This is a genomic window from Microcoleus sp. S1D4 (assembly GCF_036700765.1).
In the GTDB taxonomy this organism is placed as follows: Bacteria; Cyanobacteriota; Cyanobacteriia; order Cyanobacteriales; family Microcoleaceae; genus Microcoleus.
The window spans coordinates 21,828-38,198 of sequence record NZ_JAUBPP010000027.1; the positions used below are offsets into that span (position 1 = coordinate 21,828).

12 protein-coding genes are annotated in these 16,371 nt (G+C 47.9%); 10 read left to right on the forward strand and 2 right to left on the reverse strand.

The window, feature by feature from the left end:
* Positions 1–22: 22 nt before the first annotated feature.
* The 10 genes from purC (at position 23) to QT998_RS23040 (ending at position 10,954) form a co-directional block, all read left to right on the forward strand.
* Positions 23–751, forward strand: a complete 729-nt coding sequence (gene purC / locus QT998_RS22995; protein WP_333092722.1) for a phosphoribosylaminoimidazolesuccinocarboxamide synthase — start codon at positions 23–25, stop codon at positions 749–751.
* 482 nt (positions 752–1,233) lie between these two features.
* Complete coding sequence (locus QT998_RS23000; RefSeq protein WP_333092723.1) at positions 1,234–3,669, forward strand: BamA/TamA family outer membrane protein; 2,436 nt, start codon at positions 1,234–1,236, stop codon at positions 3,667–3,669.
* A 169-nt stretch (positions 3,670–3,838) separates the two neighbouring features.
* Positions 3,839–4,696: a UDP-3-O-acyl-N-acetylglucosamine deacetylase gene (gene lpxC, locus QT998_RS23005; RefSeq protein WP_333092725.1), complete on the forward strand. Its 858-nt coding sequence runs from the start codon at positions 3,839–3,841 to the stop codon at positions 4,694–4,696.
* A gap of 319 nt (positions 4,697–5,015) precedes the next feature.
* Positions 5,016–5,537 carry a 3-hydroxyacyl-ACP dehydratase FabZ gene (gene fabZ / locus QT998_RS23010; protein WP_333117934.1) on the forward strand — a complete coding sequence of 174 codons (522 nt, stop codon included), beginning with the start codon at positions 5,016–5,018 and terminating at the stop codon, positions 5,535–5,537.
* 215 nt (positions 5,538–5,752) lie between these two features.
* Positions 5,753–6,547, forward strand: a complete 795-nt coding sequence (gene lpxA / locus QT998_RS23015; RefSeq protein ID WP_194069583.1) for an acyl-ACP--UDP-N-acetylglucosamine O-acyltransferase — start codon at positions 5,753–5,755, stop codon at positions 6,545–6,547.
* Between the two features lie 41 nt (positions 6,548–6,588).
* On the forward strand, positions 6,589–7,191 hold the full coding sequence (locus QT998_RS23020) for a Uma2 family endonuclease (protein WP_333092728.1): 603 nt from the start codon (positions 6,589–6,591) through the stop codon (positions 7,189–7,191).
* A 21-nt stretch (positions 7,192–7,212) separates the two neighbouring features.
* Positions 7,213–8,385: a lipid-A-disaccharide synthase gene (gene lpxB, locus QT998_RS23025; RefSeq protein ID WP_333092729.1), complete on the forward strand. Its 1,173-nt coding sequence runs from the start codon at positions 7,213–7,215 to the stop codon at positions 8,383–8,385.
* A 23-nt stretch (positions 8,386–8,408) separates the two neighbouring features.
* Positions 8,409–9,677 (forward strand): DNA cytosine methyltransferase, encoded by a 1,269-nt coding sequence (locus tag QT998_RS23030; protein WP_194069588.1) that lies wholly within the window; start codon positions 8,409–8,411, stop codon positions 9,675–9,677.
* Between the two features lie 327 nt (positions 9,678–10,004).
* A complete protein-coding gene (locus tag QT998_RS23035; RefSeq protein ID WP_194008353.1) occupies positions 10,005–10,349 on the forward strand; it encodes a BON domain-containing protein in 345 nt (114 codons plus the stop codon).
* Positions 10,350–10,585: 236 nt separating this feature from the next.
* Complete coding sequence (locus QT998_RS23040; protein WP_194069590.1) at positions 10,586–10,954, forward strand: DUF4278 domain-containing protein; 369 nt, start codon at positions 10,586–10,588, stop codon at positions 10,952–10,954.
* A gap of 263 nt (positions 10,955–11,217) precedes the next feature.
* On the opposite strand, the gene QT998_RS23045 is transcribed toward QT998_RS23040, so the two are convergent.
* Together QT998_RS23045 and QT998_RS23050 are read right to left on the reverse strand one after the other, a co-directional pair.
* Positions 11,218–12,399, reverse strand: a complete 1,182-nt coding sequence (locus tag QT998_RS23045) for an RtcB family protein (protein ID WP_333117936.1) — start codon at positions 12,397–12,399, stop codon at positions 11,218–11,220.
* Positions 12,400–12,625: 226 nt separating this feature from the next.
* Complete coding sequence (locus tag QT998_RS23050) at positions 12,626–15,838, reverse strand: efflux RND transporter permease subunit (protein ID WP_333117938.1); 3,213 nt, start codon at positions 15,836–15,838, stop codon at positions 12,626–12,628.
* Positions 15,839–16,371: the final 533 nt, after the last annotated feature.

The following is a 16,371-nucleotide window of genomic DNA, read 5'->3' on the forward strand; positions in this document are numbered from 1 at the left end:
CTCATCTACATTATGAATCGCCATGTCAGCCGGACGCAAACTCTACGAAGGCAAAGCCAAAATCCTCTACTCCACCGAAGAGGGCGAAATTTTGCTGACCCACTTCAAAGACGACGCTACAGCCTTTAACGCCCAGAAACGCGGCAGCATTGTGGGGAAAGGCGAAATCAACTGCGCCGTATCCGCCCACCTGTTTCGGATGCTAGAAGCCAAAGGCATACGCACCCACTTCATAGACACGCCAGCGCCCAACCAAATGCGAGTCTGCCGCGTCCGCATCTTGCCCTTAGAAGTTGTAGTCAGAAACATTGCTGCCGGTAGTCTGTGCAAACAAACCGGAATTGCGATGGGTACAATTGTCAATCCGGCGCTGGTGGAATTTTATTACAAAAACGATGATTTGGGAGACCCCCTGCTGACCCAGGGCAGACTGCAGTTAATGCAGCTAGCCACCCCGGAACAAGTAGAACAACTAGAAATCGCCGCCCGCGAAATTAACGAAATACTCAAAGAATTTTTCACCCAGTGCGGCATCACGCTGGTAGACTTCAAACTAGAATTCGGCATCGACCAACATCAAAACCTGATTCTCGCCGACGAAATCAGTCCCGACACCTGCCGCCTGTGGGACAACGCAGAAACTGACCCCGACGCGCGCGTTATGGACAAAGACAGATTCCGCCGTGACTTGGGATCGGTAGAAACCGCTTACCAGCAAGTTCTCCAGCGGGTTCTAGCTCAGAAAGTTTAGAGCACTTAACAATGCGCTACAATTGCACAGTTTGTCGCCGTTGTGCTTTTGATGAATGTCAGCGGGATCGTCTCAGTTTTGATCTTGTATTAGTGCTGTCCCCGCTTGCTGTATATATAAGCAAGCAGACAAAAGCGGGGACAGCACTGTTACAACAGGTTTTTACTCTCATTGAGATGTTCCCGATGTAATTAGTCATTGACCAATGATTAATGACTAATGACCAATGACCAATGACTAATGATATCAAGTCCGATCGATTACCATCACAAAAACGGTTCGCGCGTGCGGAATGCGAGTCTGCGACAAAGCAAGCGTATGCCAGGACGCACGCGCGAACCCTACTGATTGCGGTTAATCTACCAGACATGATATGACCAATGACCAATAACCAATAACTAATGACTAATGACCAATGACTAATGACTAATGACTAATGACTAATATCGTGTGTGTGTGATTGCCCAAAAGAGTGAACAAAAATGCGCTTATCTGCTGTATTGGTGGCAGTTCTTACTGTCTCAGCAACATTCGGATTATCAAATTCGGCAAGCGGTCAAACATCCTACTCTGAATCAGCAGAGGGGACTGTGGCGGCCGTTCCTCCGGTTGGGTCGATCGAATTACCCGATCGCCCGGTTCCAGAATTAACCCAAAATCCTTCTCAAAACCCTAAAAAAGCAGCTAAAAGCAGCTTGGCCGAAGACCTCAAAATAGTGGCGGCCCCTGCCAGAGGAGAAGACGACCGCGACCCACCAAACCGAGTCACAGACTCGCCATCCCCGGTTTCGCCCCAGCTTCAACTCAAACCCGAGCTAGCATCCAACCCATCGCCCGCCCCTAGCAGTCAAAACGCGCTGCAAGAGGCACAACCAGACAGCCAACTCCTCCCTTCGGAAGTGGCAGTAACGCCCGCCTGGGTCGCAGTAGAGCCTCGGAAACAGGAGGGAGCGGGGACGATCGCCCAAAACCTACAAGTTTCTCCCAGAGCGACTTCGGACGCATCCGGGGCGATCGGTCAAAACGCCCAAATTCCCAGACCGGCCCCCACCAGACCGCCGGCAAACACAGTTCCCACATTGCCCCCTGGCCCGGCAGAATCGCAGCCCAGACCAACCCCAGCACCCGCCGAAGCGGCCGAACCGCAAGTGCTAGTTGCCGAAGTTACCGTCACCGGGGCAACGGGAGACCTAGAAACCGAGATTTACCGAGTCATCAGCACTCAACCGGGACGCACCACCAACCGCAGCCAACTGCAACAAGACATCAACGCCATTTTTGCCACGGGCTTTTTCAGAAACGTGCGGGCAGTACCGGAAGACACCCCGTTAGGCGTGCGAGTGACTTTTATCGTGCAGCCCAATCCAGTGCTGCAGAAAGTGACAATCACCGGCCAGCAAGTGCTGCCCCAAACCGTAGTTGACGAAAGCTTCGGCGATCAGTACGGCAAAATTCTCAACCTCCGCCGCTTTGAGGAGGGAGTCAAAAAAATTAATGCGTGGTATCAAGACAACGGCTATGTTTTGGGCCAAATCACAGATGCCCCGCAAGTAGCAGACGACGGCACAGTCACCTTGCAAGTGGCAGAAGGCCAGATCGAATCCGTTGATGTCCGTTTCCTGAACAAGGAAGGAGAACCAACCGATCCCACCGGTCAGCCGATTCGAGGCAACACCAAGCGCTTTGTCGTCACCCGCGAAGTAGAACTCAAGCCCGGAGATATCTTTAACCGCACCAAGGCGGAAAGGGATTTGAGGCGGGTGTTTGGTTTGGGGATTTTTGAAGACGTGCGGCTTGCTTTGGAACCGGGCACGACTGACCCCCGCAAGGCCAGAGTAATTGTCAACGTCATTGAGAAAAATACTGGTTCTCTGGCGGCGGGTGCGGGTTTGAGTTCCGCTACGGGTTTGTTCGGTACGGTGAGTTACCAGCAGCAAAATGTGTTCGGTAGGAACCAGAAATTGGGGGCTGAAGTACAAATTGGAGAACGGCAAACGCTGTTTGACCTGAGTTTTACCGATCCTTGGATTGCGGGCGATCCTTACCGGACTTCTTATACGATTAATGCTTTTAGAAGACGATCGATCAGCGTGATTTTTGACGGCGGCGAACGGGAAGTCAGATTGCCCAACAACGATCGACCCCGCATCGTCCGCACCGGTGCCGGCATCAATTTCACCCGTCCCCTGTCGCGCAATCCTTTTGTCGATTCTGAGTGGATTGCTTCACTCGGCTTGCAGTATCAGCGAGTCTCAATTACCGATCGCAAAGGCAGGCGCGAATCCGATGACGAACTCGGCAACCAGCTAAGTTTTAGCAATTCCGGCACCGACGACTTGACAACAATCCAAGCAGGTGCTGTGCGCGATCGGCGCAACGACCCCCTCCGCCCCACTAGCGGTTCCCTGCTCAGGTTTGGGATGGAACAATCCATTCCTGTAGGTTCCGGCAGCATCCTGTTCAACCGCCTGCGGGCCAGCTACAACTTTTACATACCAGTCAAGTACACCAACTTTACCCCCGGCCCTCAAACCCTGGCATTTAGTTTTAAAGGTGGCACCGTATTCGGAGATTTGCCTCCCTACGAAGCTTTTGCCTTGGGCGGTGCGAACTCGGTGCGCGGATACGACGAAGGCGAAGTAGGAGCTGGCCGCAGTTTCCTAGAAGCCAGCGTTGAGTACCGTTTCCCGATTATTTCGTTTATCGGCGGAGCGCTATTTTTGGATGCTGGCACCGATTTGGGCACGGGCAAAGATGTCCCCGGCGACCCGGCCGGTGTCCGGGGAAAGCCCGGTAGCGGTTACGGTTACGGGATCGGCGTGCGGATTCAATCTCCGTTAGGGCCGATCCGGATCGATTACGGTATCAACGACAGTGGCGGCAATCAAATTCACTTTGGGATTGGTGAGCGGTTCTAAGTTGGCAGTTGACTGTTGGCAGTTGACAGTGGTCAGTTGTTATTAGTTACGAGTAATAAGTAATAAGTAATTGGTAATGGGTGATTGGTAATTACTAATTCTTCCCCTCTTCCCTCTTCCTTCTTCCCTCTTCCCTCTTCCCTCTTCCCTCTTCCCTCTTCCTTCTTTCATGACTCAAAGTACCTTAAAATCTGAATTTGAACTGTCAGGAATTGGTTTGCACAGCGGCGCAGAAACTCGCGTCCGAGTTTTGCCTGCTGCGGTTGGAGAAGGTCGCTATTTTGTCAGAATTGACTTGTCGGGCGATCGCAGAATTCCTGCAACAATTGAGGCGGTTTGTCAGACTGCACTTTCTACTGAACTGGCAAATGCTGCGGGCGATCGAATTCGCACTGTAGAGCATTTATTAGGCGCTTTGGCGGGGATGGGAGCCGATAATGCTCGAATTGAGGTTGATGGCCCGGAACTGCCTCTGCTGGACGGTTCTGCTGAGGTTTGGGTAGAGGCGATCGCCCGTACCGGCTTGGTGCCTCAAGAATGCCAAGAAGACCCCACTGCATCATTCGCCCTCGCCGAGCCGATTTGGGTTCGTCACGGGGATGCTTTTGTGGCGGCTTTACCGTCGGCCCAAACTCGGTTTAGCTACGGAATTGATTTTGAGGAAGAGGCGATCGGCAATCAATGGTACAGTTGGTCGCCAGAAGCAGAAAGTTTTGCGACGGCGATCGCCCCAGCCCGTACTTTTGGACTTGCTCGCCAAGTTGACCAATTGCGACAAGCAGGTTTAATCAAAGGTGGTACCCTAGATAACGCCCTCGTTTGCGATCGATCCGGCTGGCTCAACCCGCCCTTGAGATTTGCCAACGAACCGGTGCGCCATAAAATCTTAGACTTAGTAGGCGACCTCAGTCTGCTGGGAACTTGGCCAAAAGCTCACTACTTGGCTTACAAAGCCAGTCACAACCTGCACGTCCAACTTGCTCAAACGCTGAAATCTCAAACTTTGGCGGTGCTAGAGACAAGTTAGAAAAGGTTCGAGCATTCGTCACCGTTACAATTCACAAACCAAGGTGCGAACCCTTGCGTTTATCTAGCAACTGCCAAGGCAGTTAGGACATTCTTAATTGCTGAATTCATTGCAGTGAATTGCTTCTCTGGCGACATAACTAAATCCTTCCATCTTCCATCTTCCATCTTCCTGATGACGTTGGACGGAAAGCTCGGAGACGACAGCACTAATGACTGATGACTAATGACTGATGACTACTGACTAATGACTACTGACTACTGACTAATGACTACTGACTTCTTCCTTCTTCCATACCACACTCACAAGTCTTCAAGCAATGTCCACGCTCACCGAAGTTAACACCCTCAACACTGCTAATTCTGAATCCGTTCCAGCCGAAAACGGTGAAGATTCTCCAGCGGTTAAATCTACTTTTACTCTGGAAGAAATTCAGAAAATATTGCCTCACCGCTATCCCCTTGCGCTGGTAGACAAGATTCTCGATTATGTGCCGGGAGCGCGGGCTGTAGGAATTAAAAATGTCACTTTCAACGAACCGCATTTTCAAGGGCACTTTCCCGGAAGGCCGGTTATGCCTGGAGTATTAATTGTTGAAGCAATGGCTCAAGTTGGCGGTATTGTTCTGGCTCAGTTACCCGACATCGAACAAGGATTGTGGATGTTTACCGGGATTGATAAGGTCAAATTCCGGCGTCAGGTTGTACCGGGCGATCGCTTGCTGATGACTGTAGAATTGTTGTGGGTAAAACGCCGCCGCTTCGCAAAAATTCAAGCTCTAGCTGAAGTGGACGGACAAAAAGTTTGTGAAGGAGAATTGATGTTTTCGATGGTAGATTAAATTTGGGAATTGGCCAAACAGGGCATTGGCCAAACAGGGCAAACAGGGCAAACAGGCCAAACAGGGCATTGGTAATGACTAATCAGTAGCTAATAACAGCCAACAGCCAACAGCCAACAGCCAACAGCCAACAGACAACAGCCAACAGCCAACAGTCAACAGACAACAGTCAACAGACAACGGACAACAGACAACGGACAACTAACAACTGAAAAATGCTTACTTTGATTCACCCAACTGCTGTGATTCATCCCCGCGCCGAACTGCACCCGACTGTAGAAGTGGGCGCTTATGCTGTAATTGGGGAAAGAGTGAAAATCGGGCCAGAGACTAAGATTGGCGCTCATGCAATTATCGATGGGTTAACAGAAATAGGTGCTAACAATCAAATTTTCCCCGGTGCGGCGATTGGCCTGGAACCTCAAGATTTGAAATATGAAGGTTCGCTGACTAGGGTAACAATTGGCGACAGCAATGTGATTCGGGAATACGTGACAATCAACCGCGCTACAGGAGCGGGAGAAAGCACCACAATTGGCGATCGTAATTTGTTGATGGCTTACGTTCATGTCGGTCACAATTGCGAACTCGGAGACCAGGTAATTATCGCCAATGCCGTAGCCTTGGCCGGACACGTCAAAATCGAGTCTCAAGCCAGACTGAGCGGGGTTTTGGGCGTTCACCAGTTTGTCCGCATCGGCCGCTTGTCGATGGTGGGCGGCTTGAGCAGGATCGATCGAGATGTACCTCCTTATATGCTAGTCGAGGGAAATCCTTCGAGAGTGCGAGCAATCAACAAAATAGGCCTCGAACGCGCCGGTTTAACCCCCGAAGATTTGCTAGTTTTGAAGAAAACTTTTCGGATTTTATACCATTCTGGCTACACCCTAAATCAAGCTTTGGAACAGTTGGATTTGTTGCCAGAAAATCCCCACTTGCAACACCTGCGGAGATTTGTGCAGCAGTCTGTCAGCAAAGGGCGGCGCGGTTTGATTCCTGGTAAAAAGTGAATGGGCTAGAATAAATCTATCCACAGAGCAATGCTGGCCCTATGAATGTATATACTTCAGTCAAATCTACATTTCTTGAAACAGAACAAGATGGCTGCATCAGGTTATCAGATGTTAGCTGGGAGCAATTTGAAGCGATCGAATCAGCCTTTAAAGATATCGGCGGTGTAAAATTTTTCTATCTCGATCGCATCCTGCAACTTATGACTGTCTCCCCGGAACACGAAATCATCAAAAAAACGCTCTGTATGCTGCTAGAAGCATACATGAGAGCAAGCGGGATTCGATTTTACGGCAAGGGCGGGCCGACTCTGGGTAACAGAGAGTTGGGAGGTAGAAAAGAGCCGGATGATTCCTATGATATAGGTGCTCCAAAAACAGTCCCAGATATTGCTATTGAAGTGGTAATTACCAGCGGCGGAATAGATACTTTAGAATTTTACAAACGATTGGGAGTTCGGGAAGTTTGGTTTTGGCAAAACAACCAGTTATCTCTCTACTGCTTGAGAGGTGAAAATTACGAGCAAATTACCCGCAGTACATTTCTGCCAGACCTCGATTTAGAATTACTCCTGCGCTGTGCTAATATGCCAGATCAATATGATGCTGTGACTGAGTTGTTACAACAAATTTCACCCGTTTAAAATCAGAATTTAATTGAAAATATGAAAATTTTTATCAGCACTGGTGAGGTTTCTGGCGATTTGCAAGGAGCTTTGTTAGTTGCTGCCTTAAAACGTCATGCTGTCGCCGCTGGTTTGGATATAGAAATAACAGCTTTGGGTGGGGGACGCATGGCGGAAGCTGGGGCTACTATTTTAGGCGATACTGTCAGTATTGGTTCTATGGGTCTTATAGAATCTGTGCCGTATATTTGGCCGACAATCCAAGTTCAGCAAAAAGCTAAACAATATCTAAAAAAATTTCCCCCGGATGTGGTTGTATTGATTGATTATTTGACTCCAAATCTCGGTATTGGTAGCTATATTCGCCGCTGTTTGCCAAATTTGCCCGTGGTTTGGTATATCGCACCTCAAGAATGGGTTTGGTCGATTTCTCCTCGCAATACAAATCTGATTGTCAGTATTGCCGATCGCATTTTGGCAATTTTCCCCGAGGAAGCTAGTTATTATCGGGAAAAAGGAGCCGAAGTGAGTTGGGTAGGTCATCCTTTAGTGGATAGAATGCAATCTGCGCCCTGCCGGGAAGTTGCCCGCAAAATGTTGGGAATTGCGCCGGAACAGGTGTCAGTGGCTCTAATTCCGGCTTCTAGACAGCAAGAACTAAAGTACCTGATGCCGGTTATATTTGAGGCTGCTCAAATTATTCAAGCCCAATTTCCCGAGGTTCATTTTTGGATTCCGCTTGCTAACCCAGCTTTCGGCAGTAAAATAGCAGAGGCGATCGAGAATTACGGTTTGCGGGCTACTTTGTTGGAAAATCAAACTCTGGAACTTTTGGCTGCTGCCGATATGGCTATTACTAAATCTGGTACTGTTAATTTGGAGCTGGCTTTGCTCGATGTTCCGCAAGTTGTCGTCTACCGCGTCAGTCGGATTACGGCTATGATTGCTCGCCACGTACTGAAATTTTCGATTCCTTTTATGTCTCCGCCGAATTTGGTGGAAATGAAGCCGATCGTCCCGGAGTTGCTGCAAGACGATGCTACTGTGGAAAATATTGTCAAACACGCACTGGAATTGCTGCAAAATGCCGATCGACGCCAGCAAATGAAAGCGGGCTATCGCCAAATGCGAGAAAGTCTCGGAGATTTAGGGGTTTGCGATCGCGCGGCTGCCGAAATCGTCAACAATGTTAAATTAAATACAGCAAATTAAAGCAATTTTATAATTGAAATGTTATGTCAAGCAATCGGAAAAAGCGACCGATCGCTGTTGATTTATTTGCAGGCGCGGGCGGCATGACTCTCGGCTTTGAACAAGCAGGTTTTGATGTACTTGCTTCCGTTGAAATTGACCCAATTCACTGCGCTACACACGAGTTTAATTTCCCGATGTGTTCTATTTTGTGCAAAGATGTCGCACAGCTAACAGGAGCGGAAATTAGGAACAAATCTGCGATCGGCAGGCGGGAGATAGACGTAGTAATCAGCGGTTCGCCCTGCCAAGGATTCTCGCTGATGGGAAAGCGCGATGTGGATGACCCACGAAATTCTCTGATTTTTCACTTTCTACGCTTAGTTTTGGAATTGAAACCCAAGTTTTTTGTCATGGAAAATGTGCCGGGAATTGTGGCCGGCAAACACAAGGAACTTTTGAATCTTTTAATTAGCTCTTTTGGGGAATCGGGATATCAAGTAGAAGAAAATTATCAAGTTCTGAATGCCGCTCACTACGGAGTGCCGCAAGCTCGCAAACGATTGTTTTTGATTGGGTGCAAAAAAGACTTTGAGCTGCCAAAATATCCTCAGCCAACGACTATGCTACCGAAAAAGAAACTTCCTAAACGCTATAAAAAAATTAATTTACCTGCTGTTCCGACTGTTTGGGATGCGATTGGAGATTTGCCGGAAGTGGAAAAGTACAGCGAGTTGCTGCACCGAGATTGGGTAGTAGCAGAGTACGGAAATTGCAGCAGCGATTACGCGAGTTTTTTGCGCGGATTCGATGATTTTGAAAATGATTATGGTTACGATCGCCAGTACGATCGACAAATCCTCTCTTCGAGTCGGCGCACAAAACATTCTCTCGAATGTATGGAAAGATTTGCAGCCTCCGCCTACGGCGAAAAAGAGCCGATCAGCCGCTTTTACAAGCTGCACCCCGACGGAGTTTGCAACACTCTCAGGGCTGGAACCGACAGGGAGAGGGGCGCTTATACTTCGCCAAGGCCGATTCACCCGATCGTCCCTCGGTGCATTACAGTCAGAGAAGCTGCGCGGCTGCATTCCTATCCTGACTGGTTTAGATTTCACGTCACCAAATGGCACGGTTTCCGCCAAGTCGGAAATTCTGTACCGCCGCTATTAGCGAAAGCTGTAGCTGCACAGATTATTGGCGCTTTGGGTGTGAAAGCAATTAAGCCTAGTGTCAAGTTTTTAGTTGGAAATGATTCCTTGCTTAAACTAAATTGGTTGGAAGCGGAACAATATTATATATCGAGTTTGTAGCGAGGACGAACAGCCTTGGCCCCGAACAATAGGATCTCAAGTTCGGCTAAATATAGCAATCCTCGCATCAGTTGTGTGATTTTTGTAGGGACAATCCCCCCGTGAAGAGCTGCGATCCGTGGGGCTAGGCACTCTTAGCACTACCCCTACATCTTTTACGAACCATTTGAGCCAGGGCTATCAAAACCCGGATCTTCGAGCACTTACCAGATTTTGAAAGTCTGCCGGGAAAAATTTTTGATAAATTTCGCTGAGTTTTGCAACAATTACGAGTCTTTGGCAATTCTAGAGCTATCTTTGTAAAAAGTGTATTTTCAGGAGACTACTATGGGTTGGTTTAAAAGACTGTTCGGACTCGAAAAGCCTGCACCCCAGGCTGAACCGATGGCACAAGTAGTACAGCAAGCAGCCCAATCGCAATCCATCGCCCCTGCTAAAGTCGGCCCAGACGGAAATTTTGACGAAAGTGGCTTAGCGAAGCGGGTAGCTTTGGCTTTTGACGGCGATTCAGAAGTTGCTGATATCGAGACGGTGTGGGTTGCTCAGCTCAGCAGCACGGTTGTTCTCAAAGGTCAAGTTCCCAGTCAGGAAATTCTCGACAAGTTAGTGGCGATCGCCTCTGCTGAAGAGGGCGCGACAGCAGTCCAAACGGATCAAGTGACAGTCGGGTAGTTCTTTGGAACCGCAGCAGTTTTGCTCTTGATGTCCGTCGAAGGACTCAAAAGCTCAATTAAACCCGCTGTTGCGGGTTTTTTCCTGCTCTTTGGGTTTCACAATATTAATTTATGTAAATTAACGCATTTTTCTTAAAGAACCGTATAATTGAATACAGAAAGTAAAAACTTTTTACTACAAAAATCACACCAGACCTGACTGCTCTTTTTATCTGAATATAAGGATCGAAAAATATGCAACTCACTTATCGCGGCGCAAACTACGAATACGACATTCCCACAGTCGATATGATTGAAGGCCAAGCCGCAGGCAAATATAGGGGTCAAGACTGGAACTATCGGTATCCCAGACACATTCCCGTCCCCCAAAAATACGGGGGCGCAAACTCTAACACAAAGCAAGAGGTTCAAGCCCTGCGGGATGTCGCAGCAGCTAGCGCCATAGCGGCGGTTCAATCTTCCCCAACAGTTGCGGAAGTGGCGCAAGTCCAGCGGAGGCATATTTGCAGTATTCTCGATCGCAGACAGCAAGTGGCCAAAGCCAAAGGCGATGAAAGATTGATGCGCTTGCTAGAAATTGAGTGGAAGCAAATGGCTTGTTAGCAAATAGCCTCACAAAACAAAGCATTTGTCAACAGGAGGAAATCGAAAGCGATTTGATTTCCCCCATCTTCCCATACAGAACTTTTCACCTAAGTCAAGTACAAATAATATCGTTTCCGGTTGCATCGGAATAATACAATCGAGTCAACAGTCAACAGTCAGTAGGGGCGGTGGATGGTGCGTGCGGGCCCTCTTAACAGTCAACAGTCAACACTCAACAATCACCTGACGGCACAACCGGAATTGATATAAACCAATTTCTGTCAGCCCTTAACGCAAACCACTTGCTTGAGAGTTGCCACAACCTCCACCAAATCCGACTGCTGACTCATCACTTCCTCAATGGACTTATAAGCCCCCGGAATTTCATCTAAAAATTGCTCATCTTTGCGACACTCAACCCCATCAGTCTGCCGCACAAAATCATCAAGAGTAAATACATTTTTCGCCTTAGTGCGAGACATCAACCGCCCAGCGCCATGACTGCAACTGCAGTAACTTTCAACATTTCCCTTCCCTTTAACAATAAAAGACTTCGCCCCCATCGAACCCGGAATAATCCCGTAATCCTCAACATCCGCCCGCACAGCACCCTTGCGAGTAACATACACATCTTCGCCAAAATGCACCTCTTTTTCCGCATAATTGTGGTGGCAATTCACCTCTAATAACGGCTTAACAGATTTGCCACCCGCCACGTGCTTTTCCACAATTCGCTTAAATCGATTCATCATTATATCGCGATTAAAACGAGCATAATCTTGCGCCCACTGCAAATCGTGCCAGTAAGCCGCAAACTCCGGCGTACCTGTTACAAAATAAGCCAAATCTTTGTCAGCCAGATTAATTTCTGCCAGTTTAGCTAAATCTTTCGCCGTCTCGATATGCTGCTGTGCGAGCAAATTGCCAATGCCGCGAGAACCAGAGTGCAGCATCAGCCAAACAAAGTTTTCCGTATCAACGCAAACCTCAATAAAATGATTGCCACCACCGAGAGAACCCAATTGTTTTAAGGCTTTATTATCTTGGTGCTGCACGCCTTGATGAAGTTCCTTGAAATCGCTCCATTTTTGCCAGTTGGTGACAGATTTTTCAACTTCTTTGTTTTCAGCAAATCCGACGGGAATTGCTGCTTCGATATCGAGGCGAATTTGTTTGAGTTTGCCTTCTAATTTGTTGGCGGTGAAAGGCATTTTTACGGCAATTATCCCGCAGCCAATATCCACGCCCACAGCCGCCGGAATAATCGCTTCTTTTGTGGCAATTACGGAACCGACTAAAGCACCTTTTCCTAAATGTACGTCGGCCATTAGTGCGACGTGTTTGAATACAAAGGGCAAAGATGCGACATTGGCGGCCATCTTGGTTTCTTTTTCGCCCAAGGCGTGATTTGCCCAAGATAATACTGGTTTTGGGGTTGATATTTCTAATTTTTCGTAGGGCATTTTGGTTGAGGTTTCTTTTGCCAGTTATTGCATACTACGTATGGTACTACAAAAGATCTATGATGTCAAACGTACTAATTCTCGTAGGGTGTGTCAGTCGGGATTTTTTTGGGGAGTCAAAGAATATTGACCGATACTAAATCCGGGTTTGAGACTCCCTTTATTTTTTAGTCGGCGCAGGCCGACATCGTTTGACAAGACGCGGTTTCAACCGCCGGATCATCTTTTACAAATTCGCATTCTTTCTTGCCGCCTTCTGCACAGGAATAGCAACCGCCTGCGGTTTCTTCTTCCCTGCAAACATCCCGAAGAAATCGTGCAGCAAAATGTAAAAACACGGAATAATAAACAGCGTCAGCAGCGTTGCTAGCGACAAACCGGAAAACACCACAACCCCCAAAGGTTGCAAAAACTCCGAACCTTCTCCAATTCCCAAAGCTAGGGGAAACAAACCCAAAACTGTGGTGATAGTTGTCATCAAAATCGGACGCAAACGTTGAGGTGCAGCCCTGAGAATTGCCGTGGCGCGATCGACCTTTTCGTCTTCGAGAATTTGGTTCGCCAATTCCACCATAATAATCGCATTATTTACCACAATTCCCACCAGCAAAATCGCCCCCAAAATCACCGTCGCGCCGATCGCAGTTTTAGTCACATACAGCCCCAAAATCCCCCCAGCCAAAGCCAGCGGCACCGTCAACATAATCACCAGCGGATCGACAAGCGAATTGTACTGCACTGCCATCACCACAAATACCAAAAACGCCGCCAACCCACCCAAAATCTTCAGCGAAGTTTGCAATTCCCGGTTAGTTTCCGCCGCCGAACTAGGAATCACCCGCACTCCCGGTGGCAATTTGATGTCCGCCACAACAGCATTGACTTGTTTCAAAGCATCCCCCAAACTCGCACCCTTATTAATATTCCCAGCAATCAAGAAAACTTGGCGCTGGTTGAGTCTTTGAATTTCTCCCGGTGCTTTTCCCACCTCAATACTCGCCACGTCGCCCAAGCGAATGCGAGCGTTATTCCTCGCAGTTAAAGGGATAAACTTGAGTTCAGAAATTGACTGGATAGAATTGCGATCGAACTGTACCCGCACATCAACCAAACGGTTTCCCCGCTGCAACTGCGTGGGAATAGCACCTTGAATTGCTGTCTGAATAGTTTCTCCAATTTCCCTCGCATTCAACCCGTAGATTTCCGCTTGTTCCCAATTGGGGCGAATCTGCACTTCCGGTTGCGGCGGATCGGTATCAGGGCGAAAGCTAGCTAACTTTACCTTCTCTTCCAAAGTTTCCAAAATGTCGCGGCCAGCTTCCAGCAATACCTGCTCATTTTCGCCCTGAAGCAGAACATCAACCTCCGCACCCCGCACGGGAGAATTAGTCAAAACCAAGCCCCGCACATTTTCAGGAATCAATCGCAACCGAGTTTTTTTAGGAACCTTAACTTTCTTCAATTCTTGATTAACTCTTTCCACAAAAGCTAAGGTATTGCTGCCCGATTTTAGTGTAATATTGCTGCCACCGCGCAGCAAATTCTCGCTCGTATTAGTGCCGAACAACAGCCCGCCCACCGTAGTCAAAGTGTATTCAGTTTCCGGCTGACTGAGCATAATTTTATCAACTTCCGCCATCACTCTTTGATTAGTTTCCAAATTAGTACCTGCGGGAAACAAAGCAAATAACCTCGCTTGACCGGTACTAATTTGAGGTAAGATTTCCTGGGGAATTTGACCGGCCATCTGCCAACTACCGCCGCCTAATATAAAGATCGCCAGTACAACGACAATTAACCGCCACCGCACTATTCCCGATAAAAATTTCCCGTAACCGGCGGTAGCATTGGTAAAAGATCGGTTGAACGCTTGCAGCAGCCAAAAGTTGCTCAAACCGCTGGATACCGGCAAGGCTAGCAGTCGAGAAGCCATCATCGGTACAACAGTCAATCCGACAATCAAAGACGCGGCGACGGAAAAAGTGATAGTGAGAATTAGCTCGTTAAACAGCAGGGAAACTAACCCACCGATTAACAAAAATGGTAGTACCGCAACTAAGTTAGTAATAGTGGAGGCAAATAAAGCTGATTCTAATTCTTGGCTGCTATTTTCTGCTTGCTGGATCAACTGTTTTTTAGTCGATCGCTGGTTTTTATGATTGCTGGTTCCTTCGACAATATTTTCCAACATCACGATCGAGTTATCGACCACAATTCCCACACCGAGCGCCAAACCTCCTAAACTAAAGATATTCAGAGACAGGTGAAAAAGCCCCATCAGGATAATCGCCATTAAAGTTGCGAGGGGAATTGCCAAGACAATAATAAAAGTCTGGCGCAGGGAAGCGAGGAACAACAAAACTGATGCGCCAGCTAAAGCAGCCCCAGTCAAACCTGAAAATATGACGTTGCTGATAGAATCTCGGATGAATTTAGACTCATCTGAAGTAGTGATGATTGTCGTACTTTCGGTGATTAATCCTGATTCTTTTAATTCTGCGAGTTTCTTTTTGACGCCATCTACAACTGTAATCGTGTTTGCGTCCGGCTGTTTTTGAATGCTGATTTTGACGGCGGATTTTTGATTGAGAAATACTTTAACTCGTTCTTCTTCTGTCCCGTCAATTACTTTGGCAAAATCTCGCAAAAAGACTCGTTTGGGCGGAGTGGAACCAGATATTTGAAAGGAAATTTCTTGGATTTCTTTTGCACTCCGAAATCGTCCGACAGTACGGGTTAAAGGTTCCGCCGATTCTTGTCGCAGCCGCCCGCCGGAAGTATCGAGATTGCGGGCTTCGAGGGCGTTTAAAACATCGGAAATACTAACGCCTAAAGATTGCAAGCGATTTAAATCAATATTTACTTGAATTTCTTCTTGTACGCCGCCGGCAACGTCAACTGATGCTACTCCGGGAATTACGTTTAATTCTCGGGATAATTCTTCGTCGGCAAATACGCGCAAATCAACTCCTTGCAGGGAGTTGGAAGTGAGGGCAAATTCGTAAACAGGCTGCTGGGAAGGGTCAGCTTTGAACAGCCGGGGGGCTTCCACATTGTCGGGAAGTTGGTTGCGGATGCGGTTGACGGCGGCGGTGGCATCGTTGAGGGCTTGGTCAATGTTGCCCCCAGGCTTGAAGAATAAATCGACGCTGACTTGTCCTTCGCGGGTGCGAGAAAATATTTGGATGACTCCTTCGGTGGCGGAAAGTCCTTGTTCGAGGGGGCGGGTAACTTCGTCAACTGCGACTTCTGGGGAGATTCCGGGGGCGTCTAGGCGCACGCCGATGCGGGGATAGGTGATGGAGGGTAGCAAGTCAACTGGCAGTTGGGTGATGTAGAAAATACCTACGATTATAATTGCCAGCGTCAGCATGAGGGTGCCGATGTGGCGGCGGATTGAGAGGCTGCTGATGCTGAATCCGGGTTTATCGGCGCTCATTTGATTTTAGGTTTTAGATTTGAATTTACTGCGTCATATCAATTCCGGTTGCACCGTCAGGTGACGGTTGACGGTTGACTGTTGACGGTTGACTGTTGATGGTTGACTGTTGACTCGATTTTATTATTATTCCGATGCAACCGGAAACGATATCAGTCAGTCTGCGAAGGAATGAGTCGGGGGGATTGCAATCAAATTATTTGTATCAAGCTTTATTTTTGATCGGGAACTATCGAGTATTTAGACTTGGCATTTTGCCATTATAATAAATCTTAATAAATTTTCAATAAAAATTTTTAAATATTTCTTGAGAGGTAGTCGATCGCCCGCAATCAAGATTTGCTAAAGTTGCGATCGACTGTTTTATCCGAAAGCACTTGCGATTTACCCTTGGGTGGGAGAGTGTCAAGAGATTATTTGTCTCAGGCTCTGATTGTTGTTTTCAAACGCGCCCTTGTATGGTGCGTCGCTGCGAGATTTTCGAGATTCCCAAGATTGTTGATGGATCCGCACCCTACGGTATCTACTGCTAA

What these genes read in the sequence shown, in the direction of transcription:
- QT998_RS23020 (WP_333092728.1), top strand. Translation starts at nt 6,589, where the DNA reads ATGAATGTATATACTTCAGTCAAATCTACATTTCTTGAAACAGAACAA.
- purC (WP_333092722.1), top strand. Translation starts at nt 23, where the DNA reads ATGTCAGCCGGACGCAAACTCTACGAAGGCAAAGCCAAAATCCTCTAC.
- QT998_RS23000 (WP_333092723.1), top strand. Translation starts at nt 1,234, where the DNA reads ATGCGCTTATCTGCTGTATTGGTGGCAGTTCTTACTGTCTCAGCAACA.
- fabZ (WP_333117934.1), top strand. Translation starts at nt 5,016, where the DNA reads ATGTCCACGCTCACCGAAGTTAACACCCTCAACACTGCTAATTCTGAA.
- QT998_RS23040 (WP_194069590.1), top strand. Translation starts at nt 10,586, where the DNA reads ATGCAACTCACTTATCGCGGCGCAAACTACGAATACGACATTCCCACA.
- QT998_RS23030 (WP_194069588.1), top strand. Translation starts at nt 8,409, where the DNA reads ATGTCAAGCAATCGGAAAAAGCGACCGATCGCTGTTGATTTATTTGCA.
- QT998_RS23035 (WP_194008353.1), top strand. Translation starts at nt 10,005, where the DNA reads ATGGGTTGGTTTAAAAGACTGTTCGGACTCGAAAAGCCTGCACCCCAG.
- lpxA (WP_194069583.1), top strand. Translation starts at nt 5,753, where the DNA reads ATGCTTACTTTGATTCACCCAACTGCTGTGATTCATCCCCGCGCCGAA.
- lpxC (WP_333092725.1), top strand. Translation starts at nt 3,839, where the DNA reads ATGACTCAAAGTACCTTAAAATCTGAATTTGAACTGTCAGGAATTGGT.
- QT998_RS23050 (WP_333117938.1), bottom strand. Translation starts at nt 15,838, where the DNA reads ATGAGCGCCGATAAACCCGGATTCAGCATCAGCAGCCTCTCAATCCGC.
- QT998_RS23045 (WP_333117936.1), bottom strand. Translation starts at nt 12,399, where the DNA reads ATGCCCTACGAAAAATTAGAAATATCAACCCCAAAACCAGTATTATCT.
- lpxB (WP_333092729.1), top strand. Translation starts at nt 7,213, where the DNA reads ATGAAAATTTTTATCAGCACTGGTGAGGTTTCTGGCGATTTGCAAGGA.